Source organism: Caballeronia jiangsuensis (assembly GCF_046030135.1).
Taxonomy (GTDB): domain Bacteria; phylum Pseudomonadota; class Gammaproteobacteria; order Burkholderiales; family Burkholderiaceae; genus Caballeronia; species Caballeronia jiangsuensis.
The window spans coordinates 64,981-76,817 of the sequence record NZ_JAQQDB010000008.1 but is presented as its reverse complement, the minus strand read 5'-3'; the positions used below and the strand labels follow the sequence as shown (position 1 = coordinate 76,817).

At 60.1% G+C, this 11,837-nt stretch carries 10 protein-coding genes; 6 read left to right on the top strand and 4 right to left on the bottom strand.

All coding sequences use genetic code 11. From position 1 onward, the window contains the following. Positions 1-4 precede the first annotated feature (4 nt). A complete protein-coding gene (locus tag PQR08_RS10700) occupies positions 5-274 on the bottom strand; it encodes a hypothetical protein (RefSeq protein WP_408161279.1) in 270 nt (89 codons plus the stop codon). A gap of 197 nt (positions 275-471) precedes the next feature. On the opposite strand from PQR08_RS10700, the gene PQR08_RS10695 reads away from it, so the two are divergent. Continuing rightward, on the top strand, positions 472-1,677 hold the full coding sequence (locus tag PQR08_RS10695) for a YbfB/YjiJ family MFS transporter (RefSeq protein ID WP_250486492.1): 1,206 nt from the start codon (positions 472-474) through the stop codon (positions 1,675-1,677). Positions 1,678-1,726: 49 nt separating this feature from the next. Here the strand turns inward: PQR08_RS10695 and PQR08_RS10690 are convergent, their stop codons facing one another. Next, positions 1,727-3,133, bottom strand: coding sequence for a replication initiation protein (locus tag PQR08_RS10690; protein ID WP_238294866.1), 1,407 nt, complete (start codon positions 3,131-3,133; stop codon positions 1,727-1,729). Positions 3,134-3,778: 645 nt separating this feature from the next. Between PQR08_RS10690 and PQR08_RS10685 the strand changes: the two genes are divergently transcribed. The 3 genes from PQR08_RS10685 (at position 3,779) to PQR08_RS10675 (ending at position 9,397) form a co-directional block, all read left to right on the top strand. Next, a complete protein-coding gene (locus PQR08_RS10685; RefSeq protein WP_187606952.1) occupies positions 3,779-4,990 on the top strand; it encodes an AAA family ATPase in 1,212 nt (403 codons plus the stop codon). Further along, on the top strand, positions 4,987-5,964 hold the full coding sequence (locus PQR08_RS10680) for a ParB/RepB/Spo0J family partition protein (protein WP_250486434.1): 978 nt from the start codon (positions 4,987-4,989) through the stop codon (positions 5,962-5,964). The genes PQR08_RS10685 and PQR08_RS10680 overlap by 4 nt, the downstream gene beginning before the upstream one ends. A gap of 1,354 nt (positions 5,965-7,318) precedes the next feature. Then, entirely contained in the window at positions 7,319-9,397 is a 2,079-nt protein-coding gene (locus tag PQR08_RS10675; RefSeq protein ID WP_250486433.1) for a TonB-dependent receptor, read from the top strand. A 21-nt stretch (positions 9,398-9,418) separates the two neighbouring features. On the opposite strand, the gene PQR08_RS10670 is transcribed toward PQR08_RS10675, so the two are convergent. Then, on the bottom strand, positions 9,419-9,892 hold the full coding sequence (locus PQR08_RS10670) for a hypothetical protein (protein WP_250486432.1): 474 nt from the start codon (positions 9,890-9,892) through the stop codon (positions 9,419-9,421). 28 nt (positions 9,893-9,920) lie between these two features. Continuing rightward, positions 9,921-10,388, bottom strand: coding sequence for a zinc-finger-containing protein (locus PQR08_RS10665; RefSeq protein WP_187607133.1), 468 nt, complete (start codon positions 10,386-10,388; stop codon positions 9,921-9,923). Positions 10,389-10,814: 426 nt separating this feature from the next. On the opposite strand from PQR08_RS10665, the gene PQR08_RS10660 reads away from it, so the two are divergent. Both PQR08_RS10660 and PQR08_RS10655 read left to right on the top strand, forming a co-directional pair. Further along, complete coding sequence (locus PQR08_RS10660) at positions 10,815-11,036, top strand: hypothetical protein (RefSeq protein WP_250486431.1); 222 nt, start codon at positions 10,815-10,817, stop codon at positions 11,034-11,036. A gap of 376 nt (positions 11,037-11,412) precedes the next feature. Further along, positions 11,413-11,817, top strand: coding sequence for a hypothetical protein (locus PQR08_RS10655; RefSeq protein WP_187606956.1), 405 nt, complete (start codon positions 11,413-11,415; stop codon positions 11,815-11,817). The last annotated feature ends 20 nt before the right edge of the window (positions 11,818-11,837 follow it).

Here is an 11,837-nt window from a genome sequence, read left to right as displayed (position 1 = left end):
AAGGTCAGTCCACCGTGTGAATCACGGGTGTTGCGAGCGGCTCCGATGCAACCCGTGCGACGGCGGCTCGCGCGGCTGGTTCGGATGCGCCTGCCGTGGCTTGCTTCGCCCAGTCCTGAAGCTCGCTCGTTGCTTCTGTCGCGTTCGTCGCGCTCATGGCGGGTGTCGCGGACGGCTCGCTGGCCGTTTCCTGCCTGCCGCATCCGCAAACGATTGCGCAGACGCAAACGGCAAAACACGCCACCACGGCGTGGCGGCTCGGGACGATCGACATCGGGATTCTCCGGCGGGGTCGCGCATATCGATACAGCGCTGCGAAGCTTAGCCACGGCTTGTGTAAGCAATGTGACCGGTCCGCGATACCATAGACATGACAAGACGAATCGCCATCCAAAGGACGACAAGAGCGTGATACAGCACGACGATGCGAGCGGAGACCTTCGCGAGAACAAGCCGGCCCATTCCAGCGGGATCGTCCACGAAGCCGATCGCAAGCACGCGCTCCTGCTCGCGGTGGCGTTGTCGCTCGGCAGCGCCATCGCACTCGGGCTCGCACGCTTTTCCTACGCGCTTCTTCTTCCGCCGATGCGGCTCGACCTCGCGTGGAACTTCGCCCAGGCCGGCGCGATGAATACGGCGAACGCGTTCGGCTATCTGCTCGGCGCGCTCGCGTTCTCCCGGTTGTCAAGGCGCGTCGCCTCCCGGACGCTGTTCATTGCCGGTTGCGCGCTCACGGCTCTTCTGATGGCGGCGAGCGGCGCAACGACCGATACCAACGCGCTGCTCGTGCTGCGCGTGGCGACGGGCATCGGCAGCGCGCTCATCTTCGTGAGCGGCGGTGTGCTCGCTGCACGGCTTGCATCGATGTCGCCGCGCGACGCGGGGCTCGTGATCGGCCTCTACTACGGCGGCACGGGCTGGGGCATCGTGATTTCGTCGGTAGTCGTTCCGCTCACGGTTTTGCCGGTTGCGCACGGCTGGCGCTTCGCGTGGTTCGCGCTCGCCGCGGCCTGCGCCGCGTTTTCCGGCGTTGCGGTCTGGGCCGCGCGGCGGATCGAATCCGCACACCCGCTTTCGTCGGCGCGTCACGGTGCGGAGTCCATATCCGGCGCGGCGGTGCAACGCCGGCGCTTCGCGCTCGCGCTCGCCGGATATGGATGCTTCGGCATCGGCTATATCGGCTACATGACGTTCATCGTCGCCCTGCTTCGCAATGCGGGCATGAGGGCGGAGGTGGTGAGCGGCTTTTACGTCCTTCTGGGTGTGGCGACGGTGGTATCGGCGCGGATGTGGTCCGGGCTGCTCGATCGCATGCGCGGCGGTCAGGCACTGGCGATCCTGAACGGCCTGCTCGCCGCGGCAACGCTCATTCCTGCGATGCTCGTGCATCCGCTGGCGGCATTCGTTTCGGGCACGCTGTTCGGTGCGACGTTTCTGTCGGCGGTGGCATCGACGACGGCGTTCGTGCGGCACAACCTGCCGGCGAATCAATGGCCGACGGGCATCAACGCATTCACGATCGTGTTCGCGCTGGGGCAGATCGTCGGGCCGGTGGTGATCGGGCGGGTGTCGGATAGCGCGGGGCTCACTCGCGGCCTCGTGTATTCCGCGCTCGTGCTGGCGGCGGGCGCGGTGCTCGCGGCGTGTCAGAAGCCGCTGAATCGGCCTGCCAGATGAGGCTGAAGGATATTTCGGATTCCAGATGAATTCGCGGCGTTCGCGAGAATCAGATCCGGCTGCCCGCGCGCGCTTTTTTCATCTTCGCGTAGACATGGGCACAGAACGCGTCGGCGACCACGCGATTGACCGTGAGAATATTTTCGGCGCTCACGCTCTCGCGTGAAAGGCCCTGCTTTTCGATGAGCCGCTGCGGAATCAACTGGCTCACGAACGAGTGGCAAAGCTCCTTGCGCGCGGAAGCGTCGACCGACTCGAAGTACTCGCGGCCGGCCTGGATCTCTTCGCTCATCTTGGCCTTGGCCGTGTCGTTCTGAACCTGGATGCTGGCCTGAAGATGCGCCTGCGCCGTATCGCGCGAGCGACGGTCCTTTTTGTCGTCTTCGAGTTGCTTCGCCTTGATCGACGCCATTCTCCGGTCCGCTTCGCCGATGCGGTAATTCCCCTCCAGCGCCTTGAAGAGATAGCCGCGCGGGCTGACCGTCACCTTGCCCTCGTTGAGCTTGAATCGCGTGTATTCGATAGCCTGCTCGAGCCGCTCGTCGGTCCAGACGTCGCGGCGCTTGGCGAGGCGCTCGAAGTCGGGCGTATCGAAGGCGAACTCGTTGTGCAACAGGAGATACATCGAATCCTGAATGCCGGCGCGCGCGGCGTCCGCGCCCTGCTTCTTCGTGAAGCGGAAACGGATTTTCAGCTTCTCCGCCGGAACACGTTCGGCGTTGGGCTCCCAGCTGACATCGAAATCCGAGACGTCGTTGAGCTGATCGATAGCGGGCTCGAGGAAGCGCTTCTTGAATTCCTTCACTTCCTTGCGCGATTCGCCGACCTTGCCCGGCCATTCCAGTACGTCTTCGAACGCGAACCACTCCGTCACGCCGTGGCCTTCGCACGGGATCAGGCGGTCGTAGATCGCGCGGGCGAGCGAGAGCGAGAAAGCCGTCGATGCACGCAGGCTCAGCCAATGCGCCTTATACGGGCTGATCAGATACTTGATGACGCGTCCCGCGAGCAGGATGCAAACGACGTTACGCTCGATGTAGCAATCGCCCAGCAGGCTGATGGTTCCCCACGAGTCCTTTTCGGTCAGTTCCTCGATCGACGGCGCCGTCATGATTTCGACGCGCGCCCGGGCAGCGGATCGCATCTGCGCAATGAGGTGGCTGTGATTTCGGCTGTCGTAACGCATCAGCCACTTGAAGTAGTTGATGTCGGCCGTGAAGGTATAGACCTTGTCGTCGATGAGCTCTTCAGGCGCCTTGGTCGCGACGATGAAGTACGCGGCATCGAGCACGCGCCGCGCGGCGATGCCCAAGCCGCCGACCCGGGTGAAGATGTTGTTGCGCAGGAAACCAATGTCCCTTGTCGATTCGCAGATCGCCGAACCTTGCGCGGACATGTCTTCGTAAATGTCCAGCGCCAGTTGTTTCGGCGTGACGGTGAGGTCTTGGTTTTCCATGCTTCCGATTCGGCTTCGATCCCCGGCACTCTATCAGGCGAGCGAGGGGTGTCAACACAAAAACCACCCCGGGGATCCTCAGGATTATCCGCACAAAAACCGTCCCGATTGCCGGTAGCGATCACAATTTCCGCCCCGGTCGCCACAATTACCGGCCCCATTTGCCCAATTTGCGAATCCTGCGTCACAAAAACCGCCCCACGCTTCACAAAAAGCGTCCCTATCCACAGGGTTTGTGATTGATTTTTAAGGGAAATGGGTGGTTCTGTTTGTTGGTGGGTGGGTCTAGGTTTACAAAAAACATGACAGACGGTGCCGTAATGTTTACTTGGAACGACGCAGCAAAGTCGTTAAGTCATTGAATATTTAGGGGTATTTTTCGGGGCGGGACTTACACAAAAACCGCCCCCGGGGTGGTTTTTGTGCGGCGGGAATGCGGGGTTGAGAAAACTGCGGAAGCGAGACGCAAAAGTGCGGTTGTAAAAGTGGTCGATTGAGTACGCGGCGGACCATAAAAAAGCCCGAAAAATCAATCGAATGCGGGCTTGGTCCTGTCCGAATAGTCAATTCTCCGCGCAACACAACCTTGTTTACGCGTATTCGTGTATTCTGCGCTTCGGCGTCAATACTTGGAGAAAGCGCAGAATGGCAAACGTAGGCACCCTACCTATGGAAGACCGGAAAGTTACCCTTCGCGAAGTGGCGGAGTTCGCCGATAACCTCGAGCCCTTTTCGGACAACCTTCGGGAGCAAATTCTCGCTCCACGGCCGCGCAAGCTCGCGCCTTTCTACACGATCAGCGAGTTGGCTGAGATGTGCAATCTGACCCGGCAGCAGATTCAATATCTGGTGACAAAGGGCGAAGGAGGTTTGCCACCGGGAACGCTCAACGGGAGCGGCCGGAGCCGAACGTTTACTCTGCCCGAAGTGCGCATGTGGGTGAAGATGGCTTCCGACATTTACCAGACGCGCCTCGGCGACGGCGATAGTGCTTTCCGCGGCAAGGTTCTGACGACTGCACAATTGAAGGGCGGTTCGGCAAAGACCACGACGACGGTTTGTTTGGCACAAGCGTTGACCCTTCTCGGCCGCAAGGTGTTGCTCGTTGACCTCGATCCGCAGGCTTCGGCGTCGGAGTTGTGTGGTCTCTACGCCGAGAAGGAAATATCCGGCGACGACACCGTGCTGCCCTATATCTACGATCAAAACGTCGAGGGTGGTCTCGGGGCAAGTGTGCAGTCGACGTACTGGGATGGCCTCGACATCATCCCGGGTCATACCTTCCTATATGGAGCGGAGTTCCTTCTGCCCGCTCGCCAAAAAACGATTCAGGGTTATCGATTCTGGGCGGTGTTGCGCGAGGGCCTCGAACCGCTGCGTTCGCAGTACGACTACATCTTGATCGACACGTCGCCGTCGCTGTCGTATATGAACCTTAACGCGTTGCTTGCCGCAGACGCGCTCGTCATGCCGATGATTCCCGAGAATCTCGACTTCATCAGTTCCCTCGCTTTCTGGCGATTGTTCTCCGACGTCGCGGAAGATTTTCTTCCATATGAAGAAGACAAAGTTTATGACTTCATTTCCATCCTGTTGTCAAAGGTGGACTATGGCAAGACATCGTCGGCGCCGGTCGTGCGTCAATGGGCGCAAAGCGCATATGGTCGTTGGCTCGATCCGTTCGAGATTCCTGCTAGCTCCGTGATGAGCGGTGGAGCCCTTTCGTTCTCGACCGCTCTTGACGTCGTCAGTACGCACTCCACGGCGAAGTCACTTCAGCGGGTGCGCCAGCCCATGATTCAATATGCCAAATGGCTGGATGATATGTTCGTCAAATCGTGGAAGGAGCCGGCATGAGTAATAACATCCGAGAACAACTCATGGCCAAGACGGCCAACCTTCCGAAGCCAGCGGATTTCAAAGGCGAGAACAAAAAAGATAAGACGAACCGCGGTCCGCAGACGATGCCGGGCATCACGAGCGCTTTGGCTGCTGCCCAGCTTCGGATTCAGGAACTCGAGGCGCGGGGTGTCGAAACCGAGATTTCCGTCGACATCATCGTGCCGAATCCATGGCAGCCGCGTCGTCAGTTCAGCGAGGCCAAGCTCGCGGAACTGGCGCGATCGATTGGCGAAGTCGGATTGCTGCAGGCAGTCACGGTTCGACGTGTCGGAGAGGCGTTTCAACTCGTCGCGGGAGAGCGACGTTGGCGCGCACATAAGCTGATCAACAAGACGACGGTTCGTGCGGTTGTGATCGATTGCACAGATCAGGATATGGCAGCTCTTGCGCTGATGGAAAACGTCACGCGCGATGATCTTTCCGATTACGAAATCGCGATCGCGATTCGCCGGGCTGAAGCAGAGTTTCCCAATCGGACGAGGCTTGCGGAAGCAATGGGCATCACTCGAAGCGACCTTTATCGATTTCTTGCGTACGATTCGTTGCCGGACTTTGTGAAGCGAGACTTGGATTTGAATCCGTCAGTGCTTGGAGCATCGTCGGCACAGGATATCGTCAACGCGTTAAAGAAGACTGGCGAGCAGGGTATCAAGGCGTTGCGGGAGTTGTGGCCGCAGGTTCTTTCGGGCGATCTGGTGCAGACCAAGGTCGCGGCGAGTCTTAGCGCGCAGGCGAGTCGCGGAGAGCCGGCGACAGATGCAGGCGGCCGAAGCATTCTCAAGATATTCGCAGGAAAAGTTCAGGCTGGAAGCATCACCAAGGATGTGAAGGGGCTGACTTTTAAGTTCAAGGCGGGTGTTATGACGGAGGAGCAGGAAAATCAGCTGAGGGAACACATAGGAAAGATGTTCTCCATACAGTCTGAGTGATCAGATCCAAGACCCGCTTCGGCGGGTTTTTTTATCTCTGGTGGTGGTGGTTTGGACCGGTCTTTTCGACCCTGGACTTAGCAGCACTCAGATCGAGTGTCCGAATTCGGACACTCGAGACGGGGTTGGACAAGATGTTTGGCGCTCAGTGGGAAGGCCTTAGTTTTGATGGGGCATTAGTGTCCGAATTCGGACACTTTGATCGCTCCGTGGGAAGGGGTCTAGCCCTACGCCTGAGGCGCAGCAGAATGCACGGGCGAACACGCCAATTTTAAGTCCGGGTCAGCGCTAACTTCATCCGCACCCGTTAAGGTAAGCGCAATTGGTACGCAACCTCCTTACGCCGCAGGACCTCACGCACTGCGAAAACGACGGTCTACCATCCCCTTAGCTCAACCGCCGTGCCCCGTCCTTCAACACCTCAACGTGTAGATTTGCACGCTCGATGAATCGAAACGAGAATTTCGAGCGTGAGCCTTGAACTAGCCTTCCTGGGCAGAGAAACGCGTGAAGGGGACTGCCCATCCAGTCAGACAGTTCGCTATCGTCAGACTGCGTAAGAGCGGCCCAGAACGGCGCTCACAGCGACGGCAGTAGGCAGCGGTGTGGTAAATCAAAAACAACTCGAGAGCAGAAGCCTTCCTGCAGACGCAGACGTGAAATGCAGAGGCAATGATGGAATGTGAGATCGCGTCGACTACGCTTGGAATGTTGCCGCTGTTTATGGAGCGCTCGCACAGTAATCTGGAAATCGTCCAGCACTCTTTGGGCGCAACTCTCTATCATCTGCGCACCGCTTTAAACGCCCATCTTCAAAGGGAACGCCCAACTGTTCTCAATTGGTCCTACGACGGCGGAACGAGTCCGTCGCACGCGCTCGACAGCGCATGAATATACGCAGCGATCGCACAGCGCGACGATCGGTCGAGTGCACGTGCTCCATCACACTGAAGCATCTCGACGCCGCCTCTCACAGACCGATTTCGACCCAGCGGACCATGCTCGTACCGTGAAACAGTTAGAATAAAATTCATCGCGAATTTATCGACTTAAAATCAACGAGTTACATCAGATTTCGGAACTTGTTTCACGGACAACACCCCTTGTGCTGTGCGACGTGTTCTTCTCCGCTCGAAGACGAAGGAGTCGCTGCTTGAACAGCCATCTAATTGGGCATCTGTAACGAACGATACTGATTGCGTATCGCTTGGATCAGGCTAATAAACTGTCGTATTTAGCTATTCCAGACCCCAGTCGCCAAGATCATATGATACGTTATATCATCACGTCGTGCCCTGACAGACTATAAACAGGCGTATATATTTGATCGACAAAAGAAACGTTATAACATTACATGACGACCAACGAAAACAAACGCAACCCATCCACCACGCCCGGCTCAAAGTTCATAGCCCTGACCGCGCTCCTTCTCACAACACCTGCCCGAGCCCAATCGACCGCGATCGAAGACACCCCGATCCCCCCGATCTTCGTCACCGCCAACCCACTAGGCTCGAACACTTTGGTATCTCCAACGAGTTCGTTAGAAGGAAACGCACTCACCCTGCGACAGGCGAATTCCCTGGGCGAAACGCTCAACGGTCTACCCGGCGTCTCCACGACAACGTACGGCCCAATGGTCGGCCGACCGATCATCCGCGGCATGGACGGCGACCGAATCCGCCTACTCCAAAACGGCGTCGCGGCTTTCGACGCATCGTCGCTGTCATATGACCACGCCGTGCCGCAAGAGACCTTGTCCGTGGAACGCGTGGAAATCGTGCGCGGACCAGCCGCCTTGCTCTACGGCGGCAACGCGATCGGCGGGGTAGTGAACACCATCGACAACCGCATTCCGCGGGAATCGATCGAAGGCGTAACGGGCCAGGTCGATGCCAGCTACGGTGGCGCCAACGACGCCCGCGCCGGAGCGGCGCAAGTCGAGGGCGGCAACGGACGTTTCGCGTTCCACGTCGATGCCTTCGACCGCGAAACGAGCAATGAACGCATCCCCGGATTCGCGCATTCCGACCGTCAGCGCGCGATCGACGGACCCGATGTCCCGCAACCCTACGGCAGCATTCCGAACAGCGACGGCCGCTGGCACGGCGGCGCCGTCGGTTCGTCGTACACGTGGGCGGACGGCTACGCGGGCATCAGCTACAACGGTTACGACGCGAACTACGGTTCGGTCGCCGAGGACGATGTGCGTCTGCGCATGCATCAGGACCACATCGCCGCGGCATCCGAGATTCGTAATCTGCAGGGCCCGTTCAGCCAGTTGAAGTTCAACTTCGCCTACACCGATTACGAGCACAAGGAAATCGACAACGGCGAGACCGGAACGACCTTCCGCAATCACGGTTACGAGGCGCGCATCGAGGCGCGGCACAAAAAAATTGGCCCGCTCGACGGCGCGATCGGCGTGCAACTGAGCCAGAACACGTTCTCGGCGCTCGGCGACGAAGCGCTCGTGCCCACGTCGCAAACGACCAATGCGGCGCTTTTTGGTCTCGAAGAATGGACCGTCACCGACGCGCTCAAGCTGAGCATCGGCGCACGCTACGAACACGTGAACATCGACCCGACGTCCGGCGGAAACGAAAAGTTCGCCGATTCGCCAAAGCGCGATTTCAACGCGGGCAGCATCTCCGCCGGCGCGCTGTTCAAGTTGAACGCGGCCTGGAGCCTGGCCGGCAATATCGCGTACACGGAGCGCGCGCCCACTTACTACGAGCTCTACTCGAACGGCCCGCACGATGCGACAGGCCAATATCTGATCGGCAACCCCGACGCGCAGAAGGAAAAGGCGATATCGACCGATCTGTCGCTGCGTTTCGCGAGCGGCCCGAACAAGGCGAGCGCGGGCGTCTTCTACAGCCGCTTTCGCAACTACCTGACCGAGTTCAATACAGGCCGCCTGGTCAACGACGACGACGAACCCGTCGCGCCCGGCACCGACGACGCGCTCAACGAAGCTGTCTATCGCGGCGTGCGCGCGGAGTTCTACGGCGTGGAGCTGGACGGAACCTGGCGCGTCTTCGATAAGGGCGCGCAGCGTCTCGACGTCGAATTCGTCGCGGACTACACGCACGCGCGCAATCTCGATACCGGCGAGGCGTTGCCGCGCATCTCACCGCTGCGCGCGACGCTCGCGCTCGACTACGCCTACGGACCGTACGGCGCAAGAACCGAGCTGGTTCATGCGTGGGCGCAGCATCGCGTTCCCGAAAACGACCTGCCGACCGGCAGCTACACGACGCTCGGCGTCATCCTGACGTACAAGTTCCGCTTCGGCTCGACGAACTGGCTCGCCTACGTGCGCGGCCAGAACCTGACGAATCAGGAAGTGCGCTACGCGAGCTCGGTCGTGCGCGACATCGCGCCCGAAGGCGGCCGCAGCGTGATGATCGGCTTGCGGACCGCCTTCTGACGGCAAGGCGAGCGGGCGCCGTCAGAGCGGCGCCGACTTGCGCGCCGGAAGCGGCTGATAGGGTTCGCCCGCCTTGAAGCGTTCGAGCCGATCGCTCGCGACGGAAAGCGCACCCATCGACGCGCGCCGCAACTGATGATCGTAAAGCGACACGATCGCGGCGAGCCGGTCGAAGTCGTCCGCCGCGAGCGTCCAGGAACCAGACGTTCGGCCGGCGTCGAACACGGCGGCCATCGTCTGATCCGCGCGAAGCAGTTCGTCGTGAGAGAAGTCGCCGTGGCCCGCTTCCGCGAGGAACTTGGCGAGATACATCGCCTCGGTGATGTGCTGCGCGGGCGCGATATCCGGCGAGCCTGAACGCAAGGCCGTCAGCGACATATGGGCCGCGAGCGCGAGCTCGTCTGCCACCGCGCGCGGAATGGGAAGCAGCTGCGCCTTGCTGAGCCGCGCGCGCGTCGCCTGAGGCGAGCGCTGGAAGGGAAGAGTGCGTGACATGCGAGCATCGATGGTTGACCTTCTCAGGTTAACGTTCATCGATCGCCGAATCTGAAGGGTGCTGACCGCGTTCCTGTGCGAAATGTTCGACGACCGCAATCGCGCGCTCGCACTGATCGGCGTCGAGCGTGTGGATGCTGCACTTGTCGGGCTCGACGCCGATCGTCTGCGCGAGCCACTTCATTCCCTTGGACCGCGCCTCGAAAACATTGCAGCCGTCGCGCCGGACCTTGGCCTGCACGAGCGGTTCGAGCGCCGCATGTAGTTTCACTTTCAGATCGCGCAATCGCGCATCGGCGAGACGGCCGAGCGGGACATTGCGCGTGCTGCGCGGAAAGATGCCGATCCACGCCTGACAATCGGCGCACATCCAAAGCGGGCCGTGATCGTCGCGATACGGATAGGCTTCGTCACCCGCGCGCGTCAACGTCGCGGGCGCGCCGCAGTAGTCGCAGTTCGGATGGGGAAGCGGTTTGACAGGTCGGCCGACACGCATTGCCAGAAACTCACGAGAGGGAAAACCAATATAGCAAAACTGGAAGTCCGCTTCGAAATGCATGCTCCCCGAAAGTTCCGGACATCGAGCGATATCGCAGCCCGCTTAAAGCAAGCTCGTTCGCAAAGAGCTCGTCACGCGCGAGTGCAAAGGAGCCCTTCGATCGGGAATTTACTTTTCCGATCCACGGTATAGGGTAAGGAGTGCGTGCTACAAGCCACGCGCTTCTTCGGAGCCTACAGGCCCCAACCCTCAAGTTCGATCAGAAGCCTGGAAGGCGCACCGTCCTCGCGCCCGACCGGGTCCGTGCATGTGTGCCCGCAAGCTCGTCGCAAGCTTGCAGTCCTCAATTGATTAATGATTCGAGAGGTGATGGCGATGAGAGCAAATTATTTATTGGCAGCAACGGCAGCTGGCATCTTCGCGATGAGCACTGTCGCCCAGGCGCAAGACATGCAGATGTCGCCGGCACAGGGCAGCGCCGCGCAGCAAAGCGCGCAAGACAGCAGCACCGCAACGAGCGATTCGAGCTACGGCGGAGCGATGTCGACGAGCAAGTCGGGCAGCGCGTCGCGCGATGCCTGGACGGGCAGCACGACTCAGCTCTGCACGCCGGGACTGAGCTGCAATATCTATAGTGGTCAATAAGGCAGAGTTTCCGTAGCGACATATCGAAGGCGGCGGGGACGCCTTCGATCTCACTTCTTCCTTCAGTCCGTTCCCGTCCATTTCGCAGTCCCCCGATGGCGGGGTGCCGCCCCTCCCGATGCGTGGTTTTTCCCGACGATCGTTCGGTCGATAGTAGAGCCCATCACAAGACGGCCACTCATCGGCCACGCGTGGGTTCTCCACACGACAAACTCCCATCTGCGGCGAAGCGGCAGAACGCGCGGCATGCGCGACGCTCAGTTATTGCCGACGCTCGCGGATTTCCTGGCTTCACATTCGTCGAGGCCACGTTCGTTCTCTATGCATGAGCCCATCTGGACAGCCGCCGTGACGCGGCCAGCAAGGAGGTACCGAAATGAGATCCCATCTGACGAAGTACGCGATGTTCCTCGCGATCACCCTGGCGGCGTTCGGCGCGACATGCGAAACGAGCCTCGCCGCGAACGGCACGGACGATGCCGATGCACGCCTCATCGCCGTCGACGGCGGTCCGCTCACGCTCACCGTTCAGACGCCGTCGGGTGGAACATCGCGCCTGATATACGCCGATGAAGACGGCTGGCGGCTCGACGATCGCGACGCCCGTCTCAAGCCCACGGAAGCGCGCATTACACAAGCGTCGGCGGAACCGCAAAAGGAAGCGTCCGCCAGCGAGCGTCCGATGACCGTCTTCATCGACGGCCCGACGGGTTTCACCTATGTATGGATGCGCGATCAGGGCTGGAAATACGTCGGCCGGCTGGCCGATCGCAAACATTGAGCGGTCCTCGTGACGCGACC

Bases quoted from the DNA above. Each gene is read 5' to 3' on its own strand.
- PQR08_RS10700 (WP_408161279.1), bottom strand. From the start codon at position 274: ATGTCGATCGTCCCGAGCCGCCACGCCGTGGTGGCGTGTTTTGCCGTT.
- PQR08_RS10690 (WP_238294866.1), bottom strand. From the start codon at position 3,133: ATGGAAAACCAAGACCTCACCGTCACGCCGAAACAACTGGCGCTGGAC.
- PQR08_RS10685 (WP_187606952.1), top strand. From the start codon at position 3,779: ATGGCAAACGTAGGCACCCTACCTATGGAAGACCGGAAAGTTACCCTT.
- PQR08_RS10680 (WP_250486434.1), top strand. From the start codon at position 4,987: ATGAGTAATAACATCCGAGAACAACTCATGGCCAAGACGGCCAACCTT.
- PQR08_RS10675 (WP_250486433.1), top strand. From the start codon at position 7,319: ATGACGACCAACGAAAACAAACGCAACCCATCCACCACGCCCGGCTCA.
- PQR08_RS10670 (WP_250486432.1), bottom strand. From the start codon at position 9,892: ATGTCACGCACTCTTCCCTTCCAGCGCTCGCCTCAGGCGACGCGCGCG.
- PQR08_RS10665 (WP_187607133.1), bottom strand. From the start codon at position 10,388: ATGCGTGTCGGCCGACCTGTCAAACCGCTTCCCCATCCGAACTGCGAC.
- PQR08_RS10660 (WP_250486431.1), top strand. From the start codon at position 10,815: ATGAGCACTGTCGCCCAGGCGCAAGACATGCAGATGTCGCCGGCACAG.
- PQR08_RS10655 (WP_187606956.1), top strand. From the start codon at position 11,413: ATGAGATCCCATCTGACGAAGTACGCGATGTTCCTCGCGATCACCCTG.